Raw genomic sequence first — 25,784 nt, 5'->3', positions numbered from 1 at the left:
CGGAGGAGTCACGGCACACGTTAGGGAGTCTGGATGAGCAGGCGCGGGATCAACGAGGACGCCGACGTCATCGTCGTCGGCGCGGGACCGTCGGGTTCGACCGCGGCCACCTACCTCGCCAGGGCGGGCCTCGACGTCCTCCTGCTGGAGAAGAGCACCTTCCCGCGGGAGAAGGTCTGCGGCGACGGCCTCACCCCGCGGGGCGTCAAGCAGCTCATCGACCTGGGCATCGACACCCGCGAGAGCAACGGCTGGCTCCACAACAAGGGCCTGCGCGTCGTGGGCGGCGGCGTCACGATGGAGCTGGACTGGCCGGACCTGGCCACCTTCCCGAACTACGGCGTGGTCCGTCCCCGCATGGACTTCGACGAGATGCTCGCGAACGCCGCGAAGGCGGCCGGCGCGCGCATGCACGAGCACACCACCGTCACGAAGGCCATCGTGGAGAACGGCCGGGTCGTGGGCGTGGAGGCCAAGCAGGGACCGGAAAAGAACCCGGTCACCTACCGCGCGCCGATCGTCGTCGGTTGTGACGGTGTGTCAGCACGTCTGGCCCTCAGCATCGGGCTGCAGAAGGACGACGACAAGCCCATGGGCGTCGCGGTCCGCCGGTACTACAACAGCCCGCGCACCAAGGACGACTACCTCGAAAGCCATCTCGAGCTCTGGGCCCCGGACGGGCAGCTGCTGCCCGGTTACGGCTGGATCTTCGGCATGGGTGACGGCAGCGTGAACGTCGGCCTGGGCATTCTCAGCACGTCGAAGGCCTACGGCACGACGGACTACCGCCAGCTGCTGCGGTCCTGGCTCGACGGCACCCCCGAGGAGTGGGGCTTCCGCGAGGAGAACGCGACCAGCCGGATCGGCGGCGCGGCGCTGCCCATGGGCCTCAACCGCAAGCCTCACTACCGCGCGGGCATGGTCCTCGTCGGCGACGCCGGCGGCATGGTCAACCCGTTCAACGGCGAGGGCATCGGCTACGCCATGGAGTCGGCCAAGATCGCGTCCGAGTCGATCGTCCAGGCACTCGCCCGGACGGGCGTCAACCGTGAACGGGCGCTGCACGGCTACCCGGTCCGCATCGAAGAGGCTCTCGGCAGTTACTACCGTTTGGGCAACGTCTTCTCGAAGCTCATCGGTAATCCGGCGATCATGCGGACCGCAACGAAGTACGGAATGCCGCGGAAACGCCTGATGAAACTGGTGCTCAAGCTGCTGGCGGGCCTCTACGACCCCAAGGACGGCGACTCAATGGACAAGCTGATCGTGGCCGCCACGAAGCTCGCACCCAGCGCGTAAATTACTCCGAATAGGTGACGGCACCGGCTCAATACGAGCCGGTGCCGTTTCGTTTGTGTCCGCCAGGTTAAAGACCCAGGTCAGACCCTGTGATCCAGGTCATTTACAGGCGTTCTACACTGGCGATCGAGCTTGTGAATCACTTCACAACAGTGTGATCAAGCTTGTGAACTGTTTCACAAGCGTTTGTTAGGTTCGCCTAACAAACGTGCTGCAGAACAACACCCTTAGGGTGCGGGCGACCGCGAGGAAAGGACGACGGAGCGTGCTTGACCCTTACCTCCCCCTCGTATTGATGTTCGCGCTCGCCGGAGCGTTCGCACTGTTCTCGGTGACCGCGGCTCCCTACATCGGACCCCGCCGCTACAACAAGGCGAAGCTCGACGCGTACGAGTGCGGCATCGAGCCGAGCCCGCAGCCGGTGGTGGGCGGTGGGCGCATGCCCGTCGCGTACTACCTCACGGCGATGCTGTTCATCTTGTTCGACATCGAAATGGTCTTCCTCTACCCGTTCGCCGTAGCGGCCGACAAGCTCGGCCTGTTCGGGCTGGTGGAGATCGTCCTGTTCGTCGCCACGGTCGGCTTCGCGTACGTCTACGTGTGGCGTCGCGGCGGCCTCGACTGGAACTGAGGAAGTCATGGGTCTCGAGGAGAAGCTCCCGAACGGCATCCTGCTGGTCAGCGTCGAGAAGCTGGTCAACTGGACCCGCAAGTCCTCGCTCTGGCCTGCCACCTTCGGCCTGGCCTGCTGCGCCATCGAGATGATGACGACGGGTGCGCCGCGGTACGACCTGGCCCGCTTCGGCATGGAGGTCTTCCGGGCCTCACCGCGCCAGGCGGACCTGATGATCGTGGCCGGCCGCGTCACCAACAAGATGGCGCCGGTCCTGCGGCAGATCTACGACCAGATGCCCGAGCCGCGCTGGGTGCTGGCCATGGGCGTGTGCGCCAGCACTGGCGGCATGTTCAACAACTACGCGGTGGTGCAGGGCGTCGACCACGTCGTGCCCGTCGACATGTACCTGCCGGGCTGCCCGCCGCGGCCGGAGATGCTGATGGACGCGATCCTCAAGATCCACGCCAAGATCATGGACGAGCCGCTCGGCGCCGTGCGCGCCAAGGCGCTCGCCGACTCGGGCTACCGCACCGATCTCATCCCGTCGTCCGAGCGTTTTGCGAGGAAGAAGTGACCGAGCCAGGGGGAGAGCACTCCAGCGTCAACCGCGCGGGAGAGGACCTCGAGAAGACCAACCCGACAGAGGCGAAGGCGAAAGCGCCGATCCTCGCGGGCAAGGAGCGCAAGGGCCTCTTCGGCGTCACCGGCTCCGGTGACACCTCCGGCTTCGGCGGCCTGCGCCTGCCCGCCCACGTGGCTGCTCCCTCCGAGCGCCCGTTCGGCGGCTGGTTCGACGAGGTCGCGGACGAGCTGTTCGCCGCGATCGGGGACAAGGACCTGCCCGCCGACACGGTGCAGCAGGTGACGGTCGACCGCGGCGAGATCACCTTCTACCTCAGGCCGGAGACGCTGCTGGAGGTCGCGCGGATCTTCCGCGACACCCCGTCGCTGCGCTTCGAGCTCTGCAGCTCGGTGTCCGGCGTGGACTACGGCGCCGACGTGCCGCAGCGCCTGCACTCGGTCACGCACCTCACGTCGATGACGTACCGCCGCCGCGTGCGGCTGGAGGTCGCCGTCGACGTCGAGCACCCGCACGTGCCGAGCCTCGTCGAGGTCTACCCGACGGCGGACTGGCAGGAGCGCGAGACCTGGGACATGTTCGGGATCATCTACGACGGTCACCCCGGACTGACCCGAATCCTCATGCCGGACGACTGGGACGGCCACCCTCAGCGCAAGGACTACCCGCTGGGCGGCATTCCGGTCGAGTACAAGGGCGCGGAGATTCCTCCGCCGGACCAGAGGCGGTCCTACTCATGACCGAGCGGCTTTCCGACGTCACCACCGGGACGAACACCAGCTCGACCGGGAGCGACAGCACGGACGACGTCACCACCCGCACCGAGACCCCCGAGGTCGCGGACTCCCGGAAGACCACCGAGGGCACCGTCTACACGGTGACCGGCGGCGACTGGGACGAGGTGCTCGCGGACGCGGTCCACGACGAGCGCATCGTCATGAACCTCGGCCCGCAGCACCCCTCGACCCACGGCGTGCTGCGCCTGGTCCTGGAGCTCGAGGGCGAGACGGTCACGCACGCCCGCAGCGTCATCGGCTACCTGCACACGGGCATCGAGAAGAACCTCGAGTACCGGAACTGGGTCCAGGGCGTCACCTTCATCACGCGCACGGACTACCTGGCGCCGCTGCACCACGAAGCGGCGTACTGCATGAGCGTCGAGAAGCTGCTCGGGATCACGGTCCCGGACAAGGCGCAGGCCGTCCGCGTGCTGCTGATGGAGCTCAACCGGATCAGCTCGCACCTCGTCGCGCTCGCCACCGGCGGCATGGAGCTCGGTGCCCTCACCGGCATGACCGCGGGCTTCCGCGAGCGCGAGGAGGTGCTGCACCTGCTGGAGCACCTCACCGGGCTGCGGATGAACCACGCGTTCATCCGTCCCGGCGGTCTCGCGCAGGACCTGCCGGACGACGCGGTCGAGAAGATCACCTCGTTCGTCAAGATCATGGAAAAGCGGCTGCCGGACTACGACAAGCTGCTCACCGGTCAGCCGATCTGGCGCAACCGCCTCGCGGGCGTGGGCTACCTGCCCGTCGACGCGTGCCTCGCGCTCGGCATCACCGGCCCGATCCTGCGCTCCGCGGGCCTCGCCTGGGACCTGCGCAAGATCGACCCGTACAGCGGCTACGAGAACTACCAGTTCGACGTGCCGACCTCGAACGCGGCGGACTGCTTCGCGCGGTACCTGCTGCGGCTCGAGGAGATCCACCAGTCGCTCAGGATCGTCAAGCAGGTCGTGAAGAGCCTGCCGACCGGTCCGGTGATGGTCGAGGACGCGAAGGTCGCGTGGCCCGCGCAGCTCACGATCGGCAGCGACGGCATGGGCAACTCGCTCGAGCACGTCCGCAAGATCATGGGCCAGTCCATGGAGTCCCTGATCCACCACTTCAAGCTGGTGACCGAGGGCTTCAAGGTTCCGGCGGGCCAGGTGTACGTGCCCGTCGAGTCGCCGCGCGGCGAGCTGGGCTACCACGTCGTCTCCGACGGTGGCACCAGGCCGATGCGCGTGCACCTGCGCGAACCCAGCTTCGTGAACCTCCAGGCGATGCCGGCGATGTGCGAGGGCGGCATGGTCGCCGACGTCATCGCGTCCGTCGCCTCGATCGACCCCGTGATGGGTGGTTGCGACCGATGACTCAGGCTGCTGAAAGCACCGCGTTCGACCAGGCTGCTGTGGACCGGGCACAGGCGATCATCGCCCGCTACCCGCAGGCCCGCAGTGCGCTGCTCCCGATGCTGCACCTCGTGCAGTCGGTCGAGGGGTACGTCTCCCAGGACGGCATCCGGTTCTGCGCCGGACAGCTCGACCTGGCCGAGGCCGAGGTCAGCGCGGTCGCGACCTTCTACACGATGTACAAGCGCAAGCCGTGCGGTGAGCACCTCGTAAGCGTCTGCACGAACACGCTGTGCGCGGCGCTCGGCGGCGACGCGATCTACAAGACCCTCAAGGACCACCTCGGTGTGGGCCACGAGGAGACCGCGGGCGAGCCGGGCACGCCGGGTTCGATCACGCTGGAGCACGCCGAGTGCCTCGCCGCGTGCGACCTCGGCCCGGTGCTCCAGGTCAACTACGAGTTCTACGACAACCAGACGCCCGAGAAGGCCCTGGGACTCGTGAAGGCGTTGCAGTCGGGGGAGAAGCCCGCCCCGACGCGCGGTGCCCCGCTCACCGACTTCAAGCAGGCCGAGCTCCAGCTCGCCGGGTTCTTCGAGGGTCGCGACGCCGACCTCGACGGCCCGTCGGCGGCGCCGGAGACGCTGGCCGGTGCGCAGATCGCCCAGGAACGCGGCTGGGACGCGCCGGCCATGCCGGCCAACGCCGAGTTCCCCGCCCTGCCGGAAAAGAAGTAGGGGATCACCAATGGTCGACCCGCTGACTCCCGTTCTCACCAAGCGCTGGACCGAGCCCAGGTCCTGGACGATCGAGACCTACGAGCGCACCGGTGGTTACACCGCCCTGCCCAAGGCGCTGAAGGCCCACCCGGACCAGCTCATCCAGCAGTGCAAGGACTCCGGACTGCGCGGCCGTGGCGGCGCGGGGTTCCCCACCGGCATGAAGTGGGGCTTCATCCCGCAGGGCGACGGCAAGCCGCACTACCTCGTCATCAACGCCGACGAGGGCGAGCCGGGCACCTGCAAGGACATCCCCACGATGATGGCGGACCCGCACTCGCTGATCGAGGGCGTGATCATCACGTCGTACGCGATCCGCGCGAACTTCGCGGCGATCTACGTCCGCGGTGAGGTCCTGCACTGCATCCGCCGTCTCAACGCGGCGGTGCGCGAGGCGTACGCCAAGGGCTACCTGGGCAAGGACATCCTCGGCAGCGGGTTCGACCTCGACGTCGTGATCCACGCCGGCGCCGGCGCGTACATCTGCGGCGAGGAGACCGCGCTGCTCGACTCGCTGGAGGGCCGTCGTGGCCAGCCGCGGCTCAAGCCGCCGTTCCCCGCGACCTCGGGCCTCTACGCGTCGCCCACCGTGGTGAACAACGTCGAGACCATCGCGTCGGTTCCCTTCATCGTCAACGGTGGCGCGGACTGGTTCCGCGAGATGGGTCGCGACCGCTCACCCGGTCCGAAGATCTACTCGCTGTCCGGCCACGTCACGCGGCCCGGCCAGTACGAGGCGCCGATGGGCACCACGCTCCGGCAGCTCCTCGACATGGCCGGGGGCATGAAGGACGGCATCCCGATCAAGTTCTGGACGCCGGGTGGCTCGTCCACCCCGCTGTTCACGGCGGAGCACCTCGACGTGCCGCTGGACTTCGAGGGTGCCGCCGAGGCCGGTTCGATGCTGGGCACCACCGCCCTGCAGATCTTCAACGAGACCGTGTCCGTGCCGTGGGCCGTCATGAAGTGGACGGAGTTCTACAAGCACGAGTCGTGCGGCAAGTGCACGCCGTGCCGCGAGGGCACGTACTGGCTCGTGCAGATCCTGCAGCGGATGGTGGCGGGCAACGGCACGGCGAGCGACATCGACACGTTGCTCGACGTCTGCGACAACATCCTCGGCCGCTCGTTCTGCGCGCTGGGTGACGGTGCCGTCAGCCCGATCACCAGTGGCATCAAGTACTTCAAGGACGAGTTCCTCGCCCTGTGCGACCAGAACTCCAAGGTCCTGGCTGGAGCGAACGCATGACCATCGCGCCTGACAAGCCCACCACCGAAGAGGTCGTCGTGCCCGAGGGGCACGTCAAGCTCGTCATCGACGGTGAAACGGTCGTCGCGCCCAAGGGTGAGCTGCTCATCCGCACGGCCGAGCGCCTCGGCACGGTCATCCCGCGCTTCTGCGACCACCCGCTGCTGGAGCCCGCGGGCGCCTGCCGCCAGTGCCTCGTCGAGGTCGAGATGGGCGGCCGGCCGATGCCGAAGCCGCAGGCCTCCTGCACGATGACGGTCGCGGACGGCATGGTCGTGAAGACCCAGCTGACCTCGCCGGTCGCGGACAAGGCCCAGCAGGGTGTGATGGAGCTGCTGCTCATCAACCACCCGCTGGACTGCCCGATCTGCGACAAGGGCGGTGAGTGCCCGCTGCAGAACCAGGCGATCGCCCACGGCCGCAGCGACTCCCGCTTCCACGAGCACAAGCGGACGTTCCCGAAGCCGATCAACATCTCCACGCAGGTGTTGCTCGACCGCGAGCGGTGCGTGCTCTGCCAGCGCTGCACCCGGTTCTCCGCGCAGATCGCCGGCGACCCGTTCATCGAACTGCTCGAGCGCGGCTCGCAGCAGCAGATCGGTGTGGCGCAGGACAAGCCGTTCCAGTCGTACTTCTCGGGCAACACCATCCAGATCTGCCCGGTCGGTGCCCTGACGAGCGCCGCCTACCGCTTCCGCGCCCGGCCGTTCGACCTCGTGTCGACGCCGAGCGTCTGCGAGCACTGCTCCTCCGGGTGCGCCGAGCGCACCGACTGGCGGCGCGGCAAGGTGCAGCGCAAGCTCGCCGGCGACGACCCGCAGGTCAACGAGGAGTGGATCTGCGACAAGGGCCGGTTCGCCTTCCGCTACGCCACCACCGGTGACCGCATCAAGCGGCCGCTGGTGCGGGACGCGGAGAGCGGCGAGCTGCGCGAGTCGTCCTGGACCGAGGCGCTGCAGGTCGCGGCGGCCGGTCTGACGGCGGCCCGGGACGCGAACGGCGTCGGTGTCCTCACCGGTGGCCGGCTGACCGTCGAGGACGCCTACGCGTACTCGAAGTTCGCCCGCATCGCGTTGAACACCAACGACATCGACTTCCGCGCCCGGCCGCACAGCGCCGAGGAGCTGGAGTTCCTGTCCGGCACCACGGTGTTCACGAACCCGGACAACGGCGTCACCTTCCAGGGCATCGAGAAGGCACCGGCGGCTCTGCTGGTCGCGTTCGAGCCCGAGGAGGAAGCGCCGATCGTCTTCCTGCGCCTGCGCAAGGCGGCCCGCAAGGGCACGAAGGTCTTCCACCTCGGCCAGTTCACGACCCCGGCCGTGGAGAAGACGTTCGGCACGCTGCTCGCCTGCGTGCCCGGTGCCGAGGCGAACGCCATCAACGCGTTGCCGGAGCACGCTTCCGACGTCGTCGAGCTGCTGAGCAAGCCCGGTGCGGTGATCCTCGTCGGCGAACGTGCCGCCGTGATCCCCGGCGCGTTCACCGCGGTCGCCAGGCTGGCCGAGCGCACGGGCGCCCAGGTCGCGTGGATTCCCCGCCGTGCCGGTGAGCGCGGCGCGCTCGCGGTCGGTGCCACGCCGAACCTGCTGCCCGGCGGTCGCCACGTCGCGAACGCCGCAGCGCGCACCGAGGTCGAGCGCACCTGGGGCGTCGAGGAGGGCTCGCTGCCCGCGACGCCCGGCCGCGACACCACCGGCATCCTCGAGGCCGCCGCGAACGGTGAGCTGTCCGGCCTCGTGGTCGGCGGCGTCGACCCGTTCGACCTGCCTGACCCGCGGCTCGCGGAGAAGGCGTTGGCGGGGGCCGGTTTCATCGTGAGCCTGGAGCTGCGTCCGAGCGCGGTCACCGCGTACGCCGACGTCGTGCTCCCGATCGCCCCCGCGGTCGAGAAGGCCGGCAGCTACCTCAACTGGGAAGGCCGGCACCGCGTGTTCGGCACGACCCTCGAGGGCACCGGCGCGCTGCCGGACTGCCGCGTGCTCGACACCCTCGCGGTGGAGATGGACGCGGACCTGTTCACGCAGACGCCCGCCGCCTCCGCCGCCGACCTGGCCCGCCTGGGCGAGGGGACGCCGAGCGGTTCGTCGCTCAACGTCGCCGCGCCGCTGGTGTCCCCGGCCGGTCCCGGCAAGGCCGTGCTCGCCACCTGGCACCGCCTGATCGGCAACGGCTCGCTGCAGGTCGACGAGCCGCACCTCGCCGGTACGGCCCGCCCGGTCGTCGCGAAGGTCGCCGAGGGCACCGCGCAGCAGTTCGGGCTGACCTCCGGTGGTCAGGTCACCGTGTCCACCGACCGCGGCGCGATCACGCTCCCGGTCGAGACCGACGACCTGCCCGAGGGCGTCATCTGGCTGCCCACCAACTCGGGTGACGTGACCGTGCGCCGCACGCTCGGCGCGGGCCACGGTTCGATCGTCTCCGTCAGTGGGGTGAAGCAATGACCCAGCACGTCTACGCAGCGGAGATCGGCGAAACCGCCAAGCTCCTCGCGGACGACCCGTTCTGGCTGATCCTGGTCAAGGTCGTCGCGATCTTCGCGTTCCTCGTGGTCATGACGCTGTTCATGATCAACTGGGAGCGCAAGGTCGTCGCGCGGATGCAGCAGCGGCCCGGCCCGAACCGCGTGGGCCCGAACGGCTGGCTGCAGTCGCTCGCGGACGGTCTGAAGCTCGCGTTCAAGGAGGACATCCGCCCGGTCCTCGCGGACAAGTGGGTGTTCTTCCTCGCCCCGGTGATCTCCTGCATCCCCGCGTTCCTCGCGTTCTCGGTGATCCCGCTCGCGGGTGAGGTCAACCTGTTCGGCGAGCAGACCGCGCTGCAGCTCGTCGACCTCCCGGTCGGCGTGCTCGTGGTGCTCGCCTGCTCCTCGATCGGCGTCTACGGCATCGTGCTGTCCGGCTGGGCCTCCGGCTCGCCGTACCCGCTGCTCGGCGCGCTGCGGTCGGCCGCGCAGGTGATCTCCTACGAGATCGCGATGGGCCTGTCGATCGTCGCGGTGATCATGTTCACCGGCTCGATGTCGACCGGTGACATCGTCGGCGCCCAGGCGACGACCGTGCTCGGGTTCGCGCCCGGCTGGTTCGGCCTCCTGCTCTTCCCCAGCTTCGCGATCTACGTCGTGTCGATGGTCGGCGAGACCAACCGCGCCCCGTTCGACCTCCCCGAGGCCGAGTCGGAACTCGTCGGTGGTTTCCACACGGAGTACAGCTCGCTGAAGTTCGCGCTGTTCTTCCTCGCCGAGTACGTGAACATGGTGACGGTCTCGGCGCTCGCGACCACGCTCTTCCTCGGTGGCTACCACGCCCCGTGGAGCGGCGAGTTCATGAACACCGGCTGGTGGGGCCTGCTCTGGTTCATCATCAAGACGCTGGGCTTCCTGTTCATCTTCATCTGGCTGCGCGGCACGCTTCCCCGCATGCGCTACGACCAGTTCATGCGCCTGGGCTGGAAGGTGCTGGTCCCGACCAGCCTCATCTGGATCATGGCCGTCGCGGTCATCCGCACCGGCGCGATCCAGCAGCTCTCCACGGCGCAGCGGCTCATCGCGCTCGGCGTGATCGTCGGCCTCGTGCTGCTGGTCTCGTTCCTGCTGCCGGACAAGAAGGTCCAGGACTCCAAGGGCGTTCCGCTCGCGGGTTCCGGCTTCCCCGTGCCGCCGCTCGACCTCGTCGTCCCCAAGTCAGCGCCCAAGCGCAAGGTCAAGGTCGCCACCCTCCCCAAGGAGACGGCAGCCGTCACCACCGGTAAGGAGGCTGAGGGGGATGTTTGATTCCCTCAAGGGCTTCGGAGTCACCTTCGGCACCATGTTCAAGAAGGTGGTGACGGAGGAGTACCCCGAGGTCAAGAAGGTGACCGCGCCGCGGTTCCACGGACGTCACCAGCTCAACCGGCACCCGGACGGGCTGGAGAAGTGCGTCGGCTGCGAGCTGTGCGCGTGGGCCTGCCCCGCGGACGCGATCTTCGTCGAAGGCGGCGACAACACCGAAGAGGCACGCTTCTCGCCCGGTGAGCGCTTCGGCGCCGACTACCAGATCAACTACCTGCGCTGCATCGGCTGCGGCCTGTGCATCGAGGCCTGCCCGACCCGTTCGCTCACGATGACGAACGAGTACGAGCTGGCCGACGACAACCGCCAGGACCTGATCTTCACCAAGGAGGACCTGCTCGCCCCGCTGCTGCCCGGCATGGAGCAGCCGCCGCACCCGATGCGGCTCGGCGACAACGAGCAGGACTACTACGTGAACGGCCCGCAGCTGGCGAAGGTGGCCCAGGAAGCAGCGGAGGACGTGAAGTGAGCCTCCTGACGCTCCTCGCGCAGCAGCCGGAGCCCGTGCAGCGCGTGGTCGACACCGTCACCACGGGCGAGGCCATCGCGTTCTGGGTCCTCGGCCCGCTCGCGCTGGCCGGCGCGCTCGGCATGCTCTTCGCGCGCAACGCGGTGCACTCCGCGCTGTGGCTCGTCGTGACGATGCTCAGCCTCGGTGTGCTGTACATGATCCAGCAGGCGCCGTTCCTCGGCTTCGTGCAGATCATCGTCTACACCGGCGCGATCATGATGCTGTTCCTGTTCGTGCTGATGATGGTCGGCCGCGACAGTTCGGACTCCGTCGTCGAGGTCATCCGGGGACAACGGCTCGCGGCCGCGCTGCTCGGCATCGGGTTCGCCGTGCTGCTGGTCGGTTCGGTCGGCCGCGCGCTGACCGGTGTCGACGCCCGCGGCCTCGCCGAGGTGAACACCACCAACGGTGGCAACGTCGGCAACATCGGCTCGAAGCTCTTCACGGAGTACCTGTTCGCGTTCGAGCTCACGTCGGCCCTGCTGATCACCGCCGCCCTCGGCGCGATGATCCTGGCCTTCGTCGGCCGCGACGGGAAGCCCGCCAAGAAGACGCAGAAGGAACTCGTCGAGGAGCGCTTCCAGGACGGCAAGCGGGTCGGCTCGCTGCCCGGCCCCGGCGTCTTCGCCACCGCCAACTCGGTGGCCACCCCCGCGCTGCTGCCCGACGGCACGGTCGCGGAGGAGTCGCTGTTCGAGGTCATCGAGGCGACCGACAAGTCGACCCTCTCGGACGACGTCGCCGACGTGGCCGGCACCGGGCACCAGGCGGACGCGCACGCGCTCAAGGGAAGTGAGTCGTGACCCCCACCTACTACCTGCTGCTGTCAGCACTGCTGTTCAGCATCGGCGCCGTCGGCGTCCTGGTGCGCCGCAACGCCATCGTGGTCTTCATGTGCGTCGAGCTCATGCTCAACGCGGTGAACCTGAGCCTCGTGACGTTCGCGCGGATCAACGGCTCGCTCGACGGTCAGGTGATGGCGTTCTTCGTGATGGTCGTCGCCGCGGCGGAGGTCGTCGTCGGCCTCGCGATCATCATGTCCATCTTCCGGACGCGTCGCTCGGCCTCGGTCGACGACTCGAACCTGCTGAAGTACTGAGGGGTCACCGGTGACGGAACCTGTTGTCGCCAGCGGGGTCGCGAGCTTCGCCTGGTTGTTGCTCGCGCTGCCCGCTCTCGGTGCGGCGGTGCTGTTGGTCAGTGGCAAGCGCGCCGACAAGTGGGGTCACCTGCTCGGCAGCGCCACGCTGCTGGCGTCGTTCGCGTACGCGCTCGCGTTGTTCTTCACGACCCTCGGCGTCTCGAACCCCGAGGAGCGCGTCCAGAACCTGCACCTGTGGGACTGGATCGACGTCAACGCGCTGACCGTCGAGTTCGGACTGCGGCTCGACCCGCTGTCGCTCACGTTCGTGCTGCTGATCACCGGTGTGGGCTCGCTGATCCACATCTACTCGATCGGCTACATGGCGCACGAGGAAGGCAGGCGGAAGTTCTTCGCCTACCTCAACCTCTTCGTCTCCGCGATGCTCCTGCTGGTGCTGGGCAACGGTTTCGTGACCCTGTACTTCGGCTGGGAGGGCGTCGGTCTCGCCTCGTACCTGCTGATCGGCTGGTACCAGTACAAGCCGGAAGCGGCGTCGGCGGCCAAGAAGGCCTTCCTGATGAACCGCGTCGGCGACCTGGGCCTCGCGATCGCGATCTTCCTGATGTTCAACAAGCTCGGGACGACGCAGTACACCGAGGTCTTCAGCCGCGTCAGCGAGTTCTCCTCCGCCGAGGTCCTCGCGATCACGCTGCTGCTGCTCCTGGGCGCCTGCGGCAAGTCGGGTCAGTTCCCGCTCCAGGCCTGGTTGCCGGACGCGATGGCCGGCCCGACCCCGGTGTCCGCCCTGATCCACGCGGCGACGATGGTCACCGCGGGCGTGTACCTCATCGCCCGCTCCAACCCGCTCTACAACCTGAGCGAGGACGGCCGTCTGGTCGTCATGATCATCGGTGCGGTCACGCTGCTGATCGGCTGCATCATCGGTTGCGCCTACGACGACTTCAAGAAGGTCCTGGCGTACTCGACGGTCTCGCAGATCGGCTACATGATCCTCGCGGTGGGCCTCGGCCCGATCGGCTACGCGCTGGGCATCATGCACCTGCTGACGCACGGCTTCTTCAAGGCCGGGCTCTTCCTCGGTGCCGGCTCGGTCATGCACGGCATGAACGACGAGGGCAACATCCGCCGCATGGGCGGGCTCGCGAAGTTCCTGCCGATCACGTTCGTCACCTGGACGCTGGGCTACCTCGCGCTGATCGGCATCCCGCCGTTCGCGGGCTACTTCTCGAAGGACGCCATCATCGCGGCGGCGTTCACCGGTGAGGGCTGGCGGCCGTGGGTCTTCGGTGGCGTGGCTCTGCTCGGTGCCGCGCTGACGGCGTTCTACATGACGCGCCTGCTGATCCTCGTCTTCCTGGGCAAGCCCCGCTGGAAGGAACTGAAGGCGGAGAACGGCAAGGAATACCACCCGCACGAGTCCCCGCTGTCGATGACCGTTCCGATGATCATCCTGGCGGTCGGCTCCATCGGTGGCGGCTGGTTCCTCTCCTCCGGCGGACGTCTCGCCGGGTGGCTCGAGCCCTCGCTGGGCGAGCTGAAGGAGGAGCACGGCGTGATCTCGCACGGCATGGTCGGCATCCTGACCGTCGTGCTCGCGCTCGTCGGTGCCGGACTCGCGTTCCTGCTCTTCGGCCGCGGCAAGCAGCCGGTCGAGCGTCCGGTGCGCGTGTCGTTCCCGGTGCGCGCGGCCCGTGCGGACCTCTACGGCAACGCACTGAACGAGGCTCTCTTCGCGCGGCCGGGCACCTGGCTCACCCGCGCGCTGGTGTACCTCGACCTGAAGGGCGTCGACGGTCTGGTCAACGGCACCGCGGCGCTGCTCGGCGGTAGCTCCGGCCGGTTGCGCAGGCTGCAGACCGGGTTCGTCCGCTCCTACGCACTGTCCATGCTGCTGGGCTCGATCTTCGTGCTCGGGGCGCTCCTGGTGGTGAGGTTCTCGTGACCTGGGTTCTGATCGCACTGCTGGTGGTGCCGCTGGTCGGCGCCCTGGTGGTGGCGTTCCTGCGCAAGGACGACAAGAAGGCCAAGCTCGTCGCGCTGGCGTTCTCGATCGTCGAGCTCGTGCTCGCCGTTCTGCTGTGGACCGCCTACGACCCGGACGGCGACCGCATCCAGCTCGCCACCGGCGTGGACTGGATCCCGGCGTTCGGCGTGCGGCTGCAGTTCGGCATCGACGGCATCGCGCTGGTGATGATCGCGGTCATCGCGCTGCTGATCCCGCTGGTGATCGGTGCCGGCTGGACGGAGAAGCTGCCCGCCGGGCGTTCGCAGGGCGGGTACCTCTCGCTGATCCTGATCCAGGAGGCCGTGACGGTCGCGGTGTTCGCCGCCACCGACGTCTTCCTGTTCTACGTGCTCTTCGAAGTCATGCTGATCCCGATGTACTTCCTGATCGGCGGCTACGGCGGCGCGCGCAGGCAGTACGCGGCGGTCAAGTTCTTCCTCTACTCGTTCCTCGGCGGCCTGATCATGCTGGCCTCCGCGATCGGCGCCTACGCGATGGCGTCGGACGAGCTGGGCAAGGGCACGTTCGACTGGGCGACCCTGGTGACCGTGGTCCGCGACGCCGACTCGACGACGCAGACCTGGCTGTTCCTCGGCTTCTTCCTGGCGTTCGCGATCAAGGCACCGCTCGTGCCGTTCCACACCTGGCTGCCCGACGCGGCCGCCGAGGCGCCCATCGGCGTCACGGTGATCGTCGTCGGCATCCTGGACAAGGTCGGCACGTTCGGCATGCTGCGCTACCTGTTGCCGATGTTCCCGGAGGCGTCGAAGAACCTGGCGCCGTTCGTGCTCGTGCTCGCGGTCGCCGGTGTCCTTTATGGATCGCTGCTCGCCACGGGCCAGCGGGACATGAAGCGGTTCCTCGCCTACGTCTCGATCGCGCACTTCGGCTTCATCGCGCTCGGCATCTTCTCGTTCACGTCGCAGGCGGGCGTGGGCTCGGTGTCGTACATGCTCAACCACTCGATCTCGACCGGCATGCTGATCCTCGTGGTCGGCATGGTGATCGCGCGCGGTGGTTCGTCGCTGATCTCCGACTACGGCGGCATGTCGAAGGTGGCCCCGCTGCTCGCGGGCATGCTGCTGCTGTCGGGTCTCACCACGCTGTCGCTGCCGGGCACGAACTCGTTCGTCTCGGAGTTCCTCGTGCTGATCGGCTCGTTCCCGACGCAGCCGGTGTTCACGATCATCGCGACGGTCGGCATGGTGCTCGCGGCGCTCTACGTGCTGTGGCTCTACCAGCGGATCATGACCGGCCCGCTGCGCGGCGACGCGCTCGTGGGTGCGGCAGCCGGTCCGGGAGCCGTCGGCGACCCGGAGAAGAAGACCACCATCGGCGACCTCACCAAGCGCGAGATCGCCGTGCTGGCACCGCTCGTTGTCATCGTGCTGGCCCTCGGGTTCTACCCGCAGCCGGTGCTCGACGTCATCACCCCGACCGTTGGGGCGACGCTGACCGAGGTCGGCGTGACCGACCCGGTCACCGTGCAGGAAGGCAAGTGACGTGAACCTTCTCGTCGCTCAGGCGCAGACGATCGAGGCGCCGGAGATCGATTACGGCGCCATCGCGCCGCTGCTGATCGTGCTCGGCGCGGCGTGCGTCAGCGTGCTGCTGGAAGCGTTGCTGCCCAAGCACCAGCGGTGGGCCGTGCAGCTCGTGCTCACGCTCGTGACGCTGGTCGGTGCCGTCGGCTCGCTGATCCTCTACGCGACGTCGGAGCGTCCCGAGCAGGGCGTCGCGACGCTGTCGGGCGCGATCGCGGTCGACTCGCCGTCGCTCTTCCTGTGGGCCACGTTGCTGGTGCTGGGCTTCGGCTCGGTGCTGCTGATCGCGGACCGCTCGGTGGAGCCCGGTGGCGCGTTCGTGGCGCAGGCCGCGATCCGTCCCGGCACCGTGCAGGACCGCGCGCAGGCGACGAAGACCGGCATGCAGACCGAGGTCTTCCCGCTCACGCTGTTCGCGCTCGGCGGCATGATGACGTTCGTCGCGGCGAACGACCTGCTGACGATGTTCATCGCGCTGGAAGTCCTGTCGCTGCCGCTGTACCTGCTGTGCGGCCTGGCTCGCCGCCGTCGCCTGCTCTCGCAGGAAGCGGCCGTGAAGTACTTCCTGCTCGGCGCTTTCGCCTCCGCGTTCTTCCTCTACGGCGTGGCCCTGCTCTACGGCTACGCGGGTTCCGTGAAGCTCTCGGCGATCGCCACGGCCGCGGCCGGCACCGACCGTTCCGACACGCTGCTGTTCGCGGGCTTCGGCCTGCTGGTGGTGGGCCTGCTGTTCAAGGCCGCCGTCGGTCCGTTCCACGCCTGGACCCCGGACGTGTACCAGGGCGCGCCGACGCCGGTGACGGCGTTCATGGCCGCGTGCACGAAGGTCGCCGCGTTCGGCGGCATCCTGCGCGTGCTCACGGTGGCGTTCGAGAACACGCAGTGGGAATGGCGTGGCGTGCTCTACGGCGTCGCGGTCGTCTCGATGGTGATCGGCGCGATCCTCGGCCTCACGCAGACCGACGTGAAGCGCATGATCGCGTACTCCTCGGTGGCGCACGCGGGCTTCCTGCTGATCGGCTCGATCGCCCTGACGCCGGAAGGCGACGCTCCGGGTGTGAGCGCGACCATGTTCTACCTGCTGGCGTACGGCTTCACCACGATCGCCGCGTTCGGCATCGTGTCGCTGGTCCGCAACTCGGACGGCGAGGCGACGCACCTGTCGCAGTGGGCGGGCCTCGCGAAGCGGTCGCCGATCGTGGCGGCCACCTTCACGTTCCTGCTGCTGGCCCTGGCCGGCATCCCGCTGACGTCCGGCTTCATCGGCAAGTTCGTCGTGTTCAGCGCGGCGATCGACGCCGGCCTCACGCCGCTCGTGGTGATCGCTCTCGTGGCCTCGGCCGTGGCGGCGTTCTTCTACCTGCGGGTGATCGTGCTGATGTACTTCAGCGACCCGGCCCCGGACGGCCCGACCGTCACGGTGCCCGGCGCGTTCACCACGATCGCGATCACGTTGGGTGCCGTCGTGACCTTGGTGCTGGGTTTGTGGCCCACGTTCGTGCTCGATTGGGCGGGTACCGGCACCTTCCTCAGCTAGGTGTACGTAGTCTGCTGGTGTGACCAGTAGCGAGCATGAGGGACCGGGGTTCGCGTTGGTGGACCCCGTGCTCACCGAGGTAGTCCAGGACGGCCTGGCCGAGGTGGAGCGCATCCTGCACGACGTCGTGCAGAGCGAGTTCCACCCGGTCACGGAAACCTCGCTTCACCTTGTGGAGGCGGGCGGGAAGCGGATCCGCCCGCTCTTCACACTGCTCGCATCGCAGTTCGGCGCCGACTGGGACCGGGAAAAGGTCATCAAGGCGGCCGCTGTGGTCGAGCTCACCCACCTCGCGACGCTCTACCACGACGACGTCATGGACGAGGCGACCATGCGCCGCGGAGCGGTCTCCGCGAACGTCAAGTGGGACAACAGCATCGCGATCCTGACGGGCGACTTCCTGTTCGCCCACGCGTCCCGGCTGACGGCCGACCTGGGGACGGACGCGGCCAGGATCATCGCCGAGACCTTCTCGGTCCTCGTGACCGGCCAGATGCGCGAGACCGTCGGCCCGCAGCTCGGCGAGGACGTGATCTCCCACTACCTCAGGGTGATCGAGGAGAAGACCGGCGTCCTGATCGCCACCGCGGCGAGGTTCGGCGGCATGTTCTCCGACGCGACCGAGGACCAGACGGACGCGCTGCGCCGCTACGCCGAGGTCATCGGGGCCGCGTTCCAGATCTCGGACGACGTGATCGACATCGCGTCGCCGTCCGTCGAGTCCGGCAAGACCCCCGGCACCGACCTGCGCGAGGGCGTGAAGACGCTGCCGATGCTCTACGCGCTGGCTGACCCGTCCGAGACGAGGCTCGCCGAGCTGCTGGCGGGGCCGATCACCGAGGACGAGCTGGTCGACGAGGCCCTGTCGCTGCTGCGCAAGTCGTCCGGCATGGACAAGGCCCGCGAGACTCTGGACGACTACGCGGACCGGGCTCGCACCGAGCTGGGCAAGCTCCCCGAGTGCGCCGCACGGGACGCGCTGGAGGAGCTCGCCACGTACGTCGTGGAGCGTTCTCGCTGACAGGACCGCGCCTAGCTGACCGGCGCGAGCACCTGCTTGCGCCGGTTCCTGATGGCGTCGAACGTGAAGACCGCGAGGGCCAGCCACACCAGGCTGAACCCGATCCACCGGCTGGCCGGCATCGGCTCGTGCACGACGAACACACCCCACGCGAACTGCAGGATCGGCGCGATGTACTGCAGCATGCCCATGGTGCTCAGCGGGATCAGCCGAGCACCGGCGCCGAACAGCAGCAACGGGATCACCGTCACAACGCCGGTGCTGAGGAGCAGCAGGACGTGACCGGTGCCGGCGGTGGTGAACGTGTTCGCACTGCCCAGCGTGAGCAGGTAGATCAACGCTATCGGCGCGATGACGGCGTTCTCCGCGGTGAGGCTGGAGATCGCGTCCAGCGGCACCTTCTTCTTCAGCAACCCGTAGGTGCCGAACGAGCAGGCCAGGATCAGCGAGATCACCGGCACCCGGCCGTAGTCGATGGTGAGCACGATCACAGCGAGGACCGCCACGCCGATGGCGGCCACCTGGGTGATGCGCAATCGTTCCTTGAGGAAGATCATGCCTAGTGCCACGCTCACCAACGGGTTGATGAAGTAGCCGAGCGCGGCCTCGACGACATGATGGCTGTTGACGGCGTAGATGTACGTGCCCCAGTTGACCGTGATCAGAACGGCCGCTGCGGTAACGATGAGCCAGCCCTTTCCGGATAGTTCGAGGAAAGGACGCCACCGACGGAGCATCGCGACGACGATGGCGAGTGTGACGAACGACCAGACGATCCGGTGCGCCAGCACCTCGATCGGCTGGGCCGGTACGAGGAGTGGCCAGTACGCCGGGAACAAGCCCCAAAGGACGTAGGCGAGTGCGCCGTAGGTGGTGCCTCGCCCCTGGGTGTGAACTTCTGGCGAAGTGATGGCCGAGGTTGTCAGAGGGGGCACAAAATCCCACTCTACGCTGGGCTTTCCACCCGTTATTTGCGCTGAACGGCGTAGTGACGGAGCATCATCAAAGGCACTGTAGTTTGGCCATGCTCACCCTTCCGAGTGAGTGGGGTCGGAGTGTGGTCGTAGAAGGGGCTTACCCGTGAACATCTTCGGGCAGGTCTGGCTGTGGAGCCTGCTGTCCTTCGTTGCGGGAGTGCTGCTCACCTGGTTGGTGATGGTGCGCCCCGCACGAAAGCAGATCGCCGACCTGGATGATCAACTTCTCGACGCGCGTCGTTCCGCCGCGCCGGTCGGGGCGAAGGCAGACGACGCCGATTTCGAGGTGGACGACTGGGACGCCGCGCCACCGCGGTCGCTGAGCGACGAGGTGCTGACGCCGCCCAAGCCCGTTCCGGCGCTCCCGCCGGCGCCCGCGCCGTACGTCGAGCCGCCCGCCTACTTCGGTGAGCCCGTGCCGGCCCCCGCGCCGCCGCCGCTCCCCGTCGTCCCGGTGCCCGTGCCGGCTCCCGTCGTCGAGGAGCCCGAGCCCGAGCCGTTCGAGCAGACGCCCTACGAGCAGACGCCCTACGAGCAGGCCCAGTACGAGCAGTCGTCCTTCGAGACGACCACGTTCGAGGCCCAGCACGAGGTGCAGGAGGAGCCGGCCGCGCCGGTCCGCCAGTACCTCGAGCCCGAGGAGGCCCAGCGCCGCTTCGAGGAGCAGCTCGCCGAGCAGAAGGCACTGGCCGACGCCGAGGACGACCGCCCCCGTTCGCTGTTCGAGCGCATCACGCCGGGCGAGGTCCCGCCGGAGACGCCCGCCGAGCAGACGACGGTCCTGTCGAACTCCGGCCTCGAGGCCGCGGACTTCGACGACGAACCGGAGCTCCCGGCCGAGCAGACGTCGTACGTGCCCACGGTCGAACCGGTCGCCGAGCCCGGTGCGCCGGCCCGCGTGCCGACCGCGGGGCCCGAGGTCGACGAGCAGGCCGACGACTTCATCTACCAGCCGCGCGAGGTCTGGTCGCAGGACGAGCCGGAGACCTACCTCGACGAGGCCGCCGAGCAGGAGGACGAGCCCGCCCGCACCCGCTCCGAGCAGACGACGTTCATCGCCGTCGAGGAGAGCAGCTGGCCGGACAACGACCTCACCGGCGAGTACCCCGGCCTGCGTGACGAGATCTCCGGCCAGCTCGACGGGTTCTCCGAGCCGTCGTCCGAGGTGGAGCCGGAGTCCCCGGCCGAGCAGACCGGACTGATCGAGCCGATCGTCGAACCGGCCGACCTGGACGCGCCGAGCGTGCGCAACGGGGTCTTCGAGTCGACGCTGGCCGAAGAGCAGGACCTGTTCGCCGAGCCCGAGGTCGAGCAGGAGTCCGCCCACGCGCGGCACGAGGAGCCGGAGCAGGCTCCCGAACCCGAGCAGACCTACGAGCCCGAGCAGGTCTACGAGGAGTTCGTCGAGCCCGAGTACACCGGGATGTTCTCCCAGCCGTTCACGGCTCCCGGTGCCCCGCCGCCCGCGCCGTTCTCGGCGTTCGAGCCGCGCGTGGAGAACGAGGAGACGCAGGAGCGCACGCCACGCACCGTCGGCGCTGCCTTCTCGCACGGCATCGAGGTCCCGCTCGCCGCTCCCGCAGCCCCTGCCGCTCCGGTGGCCGAGCCGCGGCGCTCGCTGTTCGAGCCTCTGCTGGAGGCCGACGAGCCGTTGCCCGCTCTCGGCCAGACCCGCACGCTGCCGGACACGAGCAACGACCAGCCGTTCGTGCCCAAGTTCGTGCCGAGCGACGAGCCGCTGCTCGCCGCCCCGCCGGAGCCCGACCCCGAGCCCGTCGACCTGCCGCCGCGGCACACCGAGGCCGGCCTGCCGATCCGCGAGGCCCGTCGCACGACACCGCAGCGCCAGCAGAGCTTCCCGGCGTTCTCGGCGTTCGAGTCCCCGAAGCAGGAGCCCCAGCCCGCGGCCGCCGCACTCCCGCAGCGTCCGCGTCCGGTCGGCTTCTCGCCGTCCACCGGCGGTCGTCCGAACGGGACGCCCGCCACAGCGCCGGCCCGGTTCCAGCAGCCGGAGGGCTTCAACCCGCGTTCGCCGTTCGGTCCCGGCTCGGTGCTGCCGAAGTCGGACGGCCACGCGCCGGCCGAGGACTTCGCGGTGAAGGCCACGCTGACCGGCCGTCGTTACTACTCCGAGGGCTCCGCGAACTTCGGTGACACCCGCGCCGACGTGTGGTTCCGCACCGAGGCCGACGCGGAGAAGGCCGGGTTCCGCCCGGCTCCGTGATCCGGGCGCTTCCGCCCAGAGGCCACGAAAAAGGCCCCCACCGCGTTCGGTGGGGGCCTTTCCGCGTTCCGGGGTCTAGCCGACCACGGTCCAGGTGTCCTTGCCGTGCAACAGCTTGCTCAGGTCCGCGGCCTTGGAGGCCTTGGCCTCGGTGACCTGGGCGCGCACGCCGTCGTCGTACGTCGCACGGTCCGCACGGCGGAAAACGCCCGTGACGGTGTGCGTGAGGTCCTGCGTCGACAACCGCGAGAGAGCGAACGACAGGTTCAGGTCCGACGCGTCGTGCACGACGATCTCGCTCGCGTCCACGTCCGCCGACTTCGCGACCGCGAGGCCGAAGCCCTCGCGCACCACGCAGTACTCGCCCTCACGGCCGAACCGGATCGGCTCGCCGTCGACGACGTGGATGATCCGCCGCTCCGCCTCGTCCGCGTCCTTCAGCACGTCGAACGCGCCGTCGTTGAAGATCGGGCAGTTCTGGTAGATCTCCACGAGCGCCGACCCGCGGTGCTCGGCGGCCTGGCGCAGCACCGAGGTCAGACCGGCCTTGTCCGAGTCCATCGCGCGACCGACGAACGAGGCCTCCGCGCCCAGTGCCAGCGACACCGGGTTGAACGGGTGGTCGACCGAGCCGATCGGCGTCGACTTGGTGACCTTGCCCGGTTCCGACGTCGGCGAGTACTGGCCCTTGGTGAGGCCGTAGATCCTGTTGTTGAACAGCAGGATCTTGAGGTTCACGTTGCGCCGCAACGTGTGGATCAGGTGGTTGCCACCGATGGACAGCGCGTCGCCGTCACCGGTCACCACCCACACGCTCAGGTCCGGCCTGGCCACGGCGAGACCCGTGGCGATGGCCGGCGCACGGCCGTGGATGGAGTGCATGCCGTACGTGTTCATGTAGTACGGGAAGCGGGACGAGCACCCGATGCCCGAGACGAACACGATGTTCTCGCGCTTGAGACCCAGCGTCGGCAGGAAGGACTGCATGGTGTTGAGCACGATGTAGTCGCCACAACCCGGGCACCAGCGCACTTCCTGGTCCGACTTGTAGTCCCTGGCCGACTGCTTCTCGTCGGTCGTGGGAACCCCGGTCAGGCCGGGGAGTCCGATATCGATCGCAGTCACGCCGACACCCCCTTGATCACGTCAGCGAGCACGTCCTGCAGCTCCTCCGCCTTGAACGGAAGGCCCTGCACCTTGGTGTAGGACACGGCGTCCACCAGGTACTTCGCCCTCAGCAGCAACGCCAGCTGCCCCAGGTTCATTTCCGGGACGATGACCTTCTCGTACGACTTCAGCACGTCACCCAGGTTCTTGGGGAACGGGTTGAGGTGCCGCAGGTGCGCGTGCGCGACCGGGAGGCCGAGCTTGCGGACCCGGCGTGCCGCCGCGCCGATCGGGCCGTAGGACGAACCCCAGCCCACGACGAGGACCTTGGCGTTGCCGTCCGGGTCCTCGACCACGACGTCCGGCACCTCGATGCCGTCGATCTTGGCCTGGCGCAGGCGCACCATCTTGTCGTGGTTCTCGGGGTCGTACGAGATGTTGCCCGTGATGTCCTGCTTCTCCAGACCGCCGATGCGGTGCTGCAGACCAGGGGTGCCGGGGACGGCCCACGGACGGGCCAGCGTCTCCGGATCACGGGAGTACGGCTGGAAGTTCTCCGGGTCGGTTGCGAACTCGACCGTGAGGTCCGGCAGCGTCTCGACGTCCGGGACCATCCACGGCTCGGAGCCGTTCGCGATCGCGCCGTCGGACAGGAACAGCACCGGGGTGCGGTACTTCAGCGCGATCCTGGTCGCGTCGACCACGGCGTCGAAGCAGTCCGAGGGGGACTGCGGCGCCACGATCGGCACGGGCGACTCGCCGTTGCGGCCGAACATCGCCTGCAGCAGGTCGGCCTGCTCAGTCTTCGTCGGCAGGCCGGTGGACGGGCCACCGCGCTGGACGTCGATCACGAGCAGCGGCAGCTCGGTCATCACGCCGAGGCCGATGGTCTCGGACTTGAGCGCGATGCCGGGGCCGGACGTCGACGTCACGCCGATCGCACCGCCGTAGGACGCGCCGAGGGCGATGCCGATGCCCGCGATCTCGTCCTCGGCCTGGACCGTGGTGATGTCGAAGTTCTTGTGCTTGCTCAGCTCGTGCAGGATGTCCGACGCCGGCGTGATCGGGTACGTGCCGAGCACGACGGGCAGCTTCGAGAGCTGGGCCGCCGCGACGATGCCGTACGCCGTCGCCGTGTTGCCGGTGATCTGGCGGTACGTGCCGACGTTGAGCTTCGCGGGCGCCACCTCGTAGGTGACCGCGAAGGCCTCGGTCGTCTCGCCGTAGTAGAAACCGGCGCGGAACGCCAGGACGTTGGCCTCGGCGATGTCGGGCTTCTTCGCGAACTTCTCGCGCAGGAACCGTTCCGTGCCCTCGGTCGGCCGGTGGTACATCCACGACAGCAGGCCGAGCGCGAACATGTTCTTCGCGCGTTCGGCGTCCTTCTTGCCGAGGCCGGTCTCCTCGAGCGCTCCGATGGTCAAGGTCGCCATGGCGACCTTGTGCACCTGGAACTTCTCGAGCGAGTCGTCCTCCAGCGGGTTCGAGTCGTACCCGACCTTCGTCAGGTTCCGCTTCGAGAACTCGTCGGTGTTGACGATGAGGATGCCGCCGTCCGGCAGGTCGACGACGTTCGCCTTGAGCGCGGCCGGGTTCATCGCGACGAGAACGTCGGGACGGTCGCCGGGCGTCAGGATGTCGTAGTCGGCGAAGTGCAGCTGGAACGACGAGACACCGGGCAGGGTGCCCTGTGGTGCGCGGATCTCGGCGGGGAAGTTGGGCTGGGTGGCGAGGTCGTTGCCGAACGCCGCCGCTTCCGACGTGAACCGGTCTCCGGTGAGCTGCATGCCGTCACCGGAGTCGCCGGCGAAGCGGATCACAACGCGATCCAGCTTGCGAGTCTCAGTGCTCATTCCTACGCCGATACCTCTCTCCAAGGGTGGCCGTGCCCCACCACGAGGGTAGTCGCCAGGACCGCCTGCGAGACGGGCCGTGTACCACCAGGCGAGACGAACTGTCCCATCTGCCGCAACGGGTCCTTAACTCAACGGTAAGCACAGCACCACCAGCGGATACCTGAATGCGGCAGACGTCACCCTCGATACCTGTTACCCAAGGTAACACCTAACGCCCGCTGATCCGAGCCTTCATCGCGGCAAGCCTCGCAGCGAACTCTGGAGTGTCGATCGAAGCGACCTGTGGCCGCAGTTCGGTCTCGACCGCCTCCGCGTGGTCGTGCATTGCATCGGTCGCGCGCATGGTCGCCTTGATGGTCCGGACGAGTTGCGCCGGAGCCTCCGCGGCAGCCTTCGCCAGCTCTTTCGCCGCTGCGAGTGGATCTTCGGCCTTCGCGTAGGCCAGCCCGTGCGCGACGGCCTGGTCGGCGTCCAGGATCTGGCCGAGCAACGTCATGGCCGTGGCCGTCTGCGGGCCGGCGATCCTCTGCAACATCCACGTCATGCCACCGCCGGGGTGGATGCCGAGCTGCAGGAACCGGGCGTCGAACCGCGCCTTGGGCCCTGCGATCCGCACGTCCGCCGCCAGCGCGAGGTTGAGCCCCGCGCCGACCGCCGCACCGTTGACCGCGGCGATCGTGGGGATGGAGGCGTTCGCCACCGCGAGGAACCCCGCGTAGATCTTCTTGAGGCCCTCGTCCTTGGAGTTGCCGAGCTGGGTGAGGTCCGCTCCGGCGCAGAACGCGGGCGGCGCGCCCGTGATGATCAGCGCGTTGGCTTCTCGTTCCGCTTGCGCGACCTTGTCCTCGAGCTCCCGGGACAGGTCGATCGTCAGTGCGTTGCGCCGCTCCAGATCGTTGATCGTGATCACGGCGACGGAATCGTGGTGCTCCAGCAGAACCTCAGCCATGGCCCGCACCCTAGGGCGCGATCGGCCGGTCCAGGAGCCGGGACAGCACAACGGTCGACACGGTCCGGTCGATGATCTCCACGGCCCGCAGCCGCTCCAGCGCGGTCTCCAGGTGATGGATGTCCGCGGCCCGCAGGTGCACGATCGCGTCCGCCGCCCCGGACACCGTGTAAGCAGCACTGACCTCGGCCATCGGCTCGAGCCGGTGCTGGATGTCGTGCGGCGCGACGTTCCCCTTGCAGTGCACCTCGACGAACGCCTCGGTACCCCACCCGAGCGCCTCCGGGTCCACAACGGCCGTGAACCCCCGCAGCACCCCCGTGTCCAGCAGTTTGTCCACCCGCCGCTTCACCGCCGGAGCGCTCAGCCCCACCTCCTTCCCGATCTCCGCGTAGCTGGAACGAGCGTTGGCCATGAGACACGAAATGATTCGCTGGTCGATGCTGTCCACACGCAACATTCTGCCCTAATCAACGCAATGTC

The 25,784-nt window shown here is 68.3% G+C and carries 22 protein-coding genes; 17 read left to right on the top strand and 5 right to left on the bottom strand.

Annotated features, from left to right (window positions below; all coding sequences use genetic code 11):
- Positions 1–33 precede the first annotated feature (33 nt).
- The 16 genes from ACWF7A_RS41250 to ACWF7A_RS41175 all read left to right on the top strand — a co-directional run bounded on the left by ACWF7A_RS41250 (position 34) and on the right by ACWF7A_RS41175 (position 18,188).
- The gene (locus tag ACWF7A_RS41250) at positions 34–1,299 is read left to right on the top strand and encodes a geranylgeranyl reductase family protein (RefSeq protein ID WP_452255907.1); all 1,266 of its coding nucleotides are present in this window, start codon (positions 34–36) and stop codon (positions 1,297–1,299) included.
- A 265-nt stretch (positions 1,300–1,564) separates the two neighbouring features.
- The gene (locus tag ACWF7A_RS41245) at positions 1,565–1,930 is read left to right on the top strand and encodes an NADH-quinone oxidoreductase subunit A (RefSeq protein ID WP_030478224.1); all 366 of its coding nucleotides are present in this window, start codon (positions 1,565–1,567) and stop codon (positions 1,928–1,930) included.
- Between the two features lie 7 nt (positions 1,931–1,937).
- Positions 1,938–2,489 (top strand): NuoB/complex I 20 kDa subunit family protein, encoded by a 552-nt coding sequence (locus ACWF7A_RS41240; RefSeq protein ID WP_452255906.1) that lies wholly within the window; start codon positions 1,938–1,940, stop codon positions 2,487–2,489.
- Positions 2,486–3,235 carry an NADH-quinone oxidoreductase subunit C gene (locus tag ACWF7A_RS41235; RefSeq protein WP_452255905.1) on the top strand — a complete coding sequence of 250 codons (750 nt, stop codon included), beginning with the start codon at positions 2,486–2,488 and terminating at the stop codon, positions 3,233–3,235. The genes ACWF7A_RS41240 and ACWF7A_RS41235 overlap by 4 nt, the downstream gene beginning before the upstream one ends.
- On the top strand, positions 3,232–4,629 hold the full coding sequence (locus tag ACWF7A_RS41230; RefSeq protein ID WP_452255904.1) for an NADH-quinone oxidoreductase subunit D: 1,398 nt from the start codon (positions 3,232–3,234) through the stop codon (positions 4,627–4,629). Before ACWF7A_RS41235 ends, ACWF7A_RS41230 begins: the two co-directional genes overlap by 4 nt.
- A complete protein-coding gene (nuoE, locus tag ACWF7A_RS41225) occupies positions 4,626–5,345 on the top strand; it encodes an NADH-quinone oxidoreductase subunit NuoE (protein ID WP_452255903.1) in 720 nt (239 codons plus the stop codon). The genes ACWF7A_RS41230 and nuoE overlap by 4 nt, the downstream gene beginning before the upstream one ends.
- 10 nt (positions 5,346–5,355) lie before the next feature.
- The gene (gene nuoF / locus ACWF7A_RS41220; protein ID WP_452255902.1) at positions 5,356–6,636 is read left to right on the top strand and encodes an NADH-quinone oxidoreductase subunit NuoF; all 1,281 of its coding nucleotides are present in this window, start codon (positions 5,356–5,358) and stop codon (positions 6,634–6,636) included.
- On the top strand, positions 6,633–9,080 hold the full coding sequence (locus ACWF7A_RS41215) for an NADH-quinone oxidoreductase subunit G (protein ID WP_452255901.1): 2,448 nt from the start codon (positions 6,633–6,635) through the stop codon (positions 9,078–9,080). Before nuoF ends, ACWF7A_RS41215 begins: the two co-directional genes overlap by 4 nt.
- A gap of 23 nt (positions 9,081–9,103) precedes the next feature.
- A complete protein-coding gene (gene nuoH / locus ACWF7A_RS41210) occupies positions 9,104–10,408 on the top strand; it encodes an NADH-quinone oxidoreductase subunit NuoH (RefSeq protein ID WP_452255944.1) in 1,305 nt (434 codons plus the stop codon).
- The gene (gene nuoI / locus ACWF7A_RS41205) at positions 10,401–10,934 is read left to right on the top strand and encodes an NADH-quinone oxidoreductase subunit NuoI (RefSeq protein ID WP_452255900.1); all 534 of its coding nucleotides are present in this window, start codon (positions 10,401–10,403) and stop codon (positions 10,932–10,934) included. The genes nuoH and nuoI overlap by 8 nt, the downstream gene beginning before the upstream one ends.
- Positions 10,931–11,779, top strand: coding sequence for an NADH-quinone oxidoreductase subunit J (locus ACWF7A_RS41200; RefSeq protein ID WP_452255899.1), 849 nt, complete (start codon positions 10,931–10,933; stop codon positions 11,777–11,779). The genes nuoI and ACWF7A_RS41200 overlap by 4 nt, the downstream gene beginning before the upstream one ends.
- Complete coding sequence (gene nuoK, locus ACWF7A_RS41195; RefSeq protein ID WP_030473209.1) at positions 11,776–12,075, top strand: NADH-quinone oxidoreductase subunit NuoK; 300 nt, start codon at positions 11,776–11,778, stop codon at positions 12,073–12,075. Before ACWF7A_RS41200 ends, nuoK begins: the two co-directional genes overlap by 4 nt.
- 10 nt (positions 12,076–12,085) lie before the next feature.
- Positions 12,086–14,023: an NADH-quinone oxidoreductase subunit L gene (gene nuoL, locus ACWF7A_RS41190; protein WP_452255898.1), complete on the top strand. Its 1,938-nt coding sequence runs from the start codon at positions 12,086–12,088 to the stop codon at positions 14,021–14,023.
- Entirely contained in the window at positions 14,020–15,588 is a 1,569-nt protein-coding gene (locus tag ACWF7A_RS41185) for an NADH-quinone oxidoreductase subunit M (RefSeq protein ID WP_452255897.1), read from the top strand. The genes nuoL and ACWF7A_RS41185 overlap by 4 nt, the downstream gene beginning before the upstream one ends.
- 1 nt (position 15,589) lies before the next feature.
- A complete protein-coding gene (nuoN, locus tag ACWF7A_RS41180; protein ID WP_452255896.1) occupies positions 15,590–17,167 on the top strand; it encodes an NADH-quinone oxidoreductase subunit NuoN in 1,578 nt (525 codons plus the stop codon).
- A gap of 55 nt (positions 17,168–17,222) precedes the next feature.
- Positions 17,223–18,188: a polyprenyl synthetase family protein gene (locus tag ACWF7A_RS41175; protein WP_452255943.1), complete on the top strand. Its 966-nt coding sequence runs from the start codon at positions 17,223–17,225 to the stop codon at positions 18,186–18,188.
- An 11-nt stretch (positions 18,189–18,199) separates the two neighbouring features.
- Here the strand turns inward: ACWF7A_RS41175 and rarD are convergent, their stop codons facing one another.
- Positions 18,200–19,123, bottom strand: coding sequence for an EamA family transporter RarD (rarD, locus tag ACWF7A_RS41170; protein ID WP_452255895.1), 924 nt, complete (start codon positions 19,121–19,123; stop codon positions 18,200–18,202).
- A 145-nt stretch (positions 19,124–19,268) separates the two neighbouring features.
- Between rarD and ACWF7A_RS41165 the strand changes: the two genes are divergently transcribed.
- The gene (locus tag ACWF7A_RS41165; RefSeq protein ID WP_452255894.1) at positions 19,269–21,389 is read left to right on the top strand and encodes a sunset domain-containing protein; all 2,121 of its coding nucleotides are present in this window, start codon (positions 19,269–19,271) and stop codon (positions 21,387–21,389) included.
- A gap of 75 nt (positions 21,390–21,464) precedes the next feature.
- On the opposite strand, the gene ACWF7A_RS41160 is transcribed toward ACWF7A_RS41165, so the two are convergent.
- The 4 genes from ACWF7A_RS41160 to ACWF7A_RS41145 form a co-directional block, all read right to left on the bottom strand.
- Entirely contained in the window at positions 21,465–22,514 is a 1,050-nt protein-coding gene (locus ACWF7A_RS41160) for a 2-oxoacid:ferredoxin oxidoreductase subunit beta (RefSeq protein WP_452255893.1), read from the bottom strand.
- Positions 22,511–24,349: a 2-oxoacid:acceptor oxidoreductase subunit alpha gene (locus ACWF7A_RS41155; protein ID WP_452255892.1), complete on the bottom strand. Its 1,839-nt coding sequence runs from the start codon at positions 24,347–24,349 to the stop codon at positions 22,511–22,513. Before ACWF7A_RS41155 ends, ACWF7A_RS41160 begins: the two co-directional genes overlap by 4 nt.
- A 211-nt stretch (positions 24,350–24,560) precedes the next feature.
- Complete coding sequence (locus tag ACWF7A_RS41150) at positions 24,561–25,301, bottom strand: enoyl-CoA hydratase (RefSeq protein WP_452255891.1); 741 nt, start codon at positions 25,299–25,301, stop codon at positions 24,561–24,563.
- Between the two features lie 10 nt (positions 25,302–25,311).
- The gene (locus ACWF7A_RS41145; RefSeq protein WP_089915782.1) at positions 25,312–25,752 is read right to left on the bottom strand and encodes an Lrp/AsnC family transcriptional regulator; all 441 of its coding nucleotides are present in this window, start codon (positions 25,750–25,752) and stop codon (positions 25,312–25,314) included.
- Positions 25,753–25,784 lie beyond the last annotated feature (32 nt).

The sequence above is a fragment of the Lentzea sp. NPDC055074 genome (genome assembly GCF_053608005.1).
This window is presented reverse-complemented; position numbering and strand designations above follow the sequence as displayed.

What these genes read in the sequence shown, in the direction of transcription:
- ACWF7A_RS41240 (WP_452255906.1), top strand. Translation starts at nt 1,938, where the DNA reads ATGGGTCTCGAGGAGAAGCTCCCGAACGGCATCCTGCTGGTCAGCGTC.
- ACWF7A_RS41155 (WP_452255892.1), bottom strand. Translation starts at nt 24,349, where the DNA reads ATGAGCACTGAGACTCGCAAGCTGGATCGCGTTGTGATCCGCTTCGCC.
- ACWF7A_RS41150 (WP_452255891.1), bottom strand. Translation starts at nt 25,301, where the DNA reads ATGGCTGAGGTTCTGCTGGAGCACCACGATTCCGTCGCCGTGATCACG.
- ACWF7A_RS41250 (WP_452255907.1), top strand. Translation starts at nt 34, where the DNA reads ATGAGCAGGCGCGGGATCAACGAGGACGCCGACGTCATCGTCGTCGGC.
- nuoF (WP_452255902.1), top strand. Translation starts at nt 5,356, where the DNA reads ATGGTCGACCCGCTGACTCCCGTTCTCACCAAGCGCTGGACCGAGCCC.
- nuoI (WP_452255900.1), top strand. Translation starts at nt 10,401, where the DNA reads ATGTTTGATTCCCTCAAGGGCTTCGGAGTCACCTTCGGCACCATGTTC.
- nuoE (WP_452255903.1), top strand. Translation starts at nt 4,626, where the DNA reads ATGACTCAGGCTGCTGAAAGCACCGCGTTCGACCAGGCTGCTGTGGAC.
- ACWF7A_RS41215 (WP_452255901.1), top strand. Translation starts at nt 6,633, where the DNA reads ATGACCATCGCGCCTGACAAGCCCACCACCGAAGAGGTCGTCGTGCCC.
- ACWF7A_RS41230 (WP_452255904.1), top strand. Translation starts at nt 3,232, where the DNA reads ATGACCGAGCGGCTTTCCGACGTCACCACCGGGACGAACACCAGCTCG.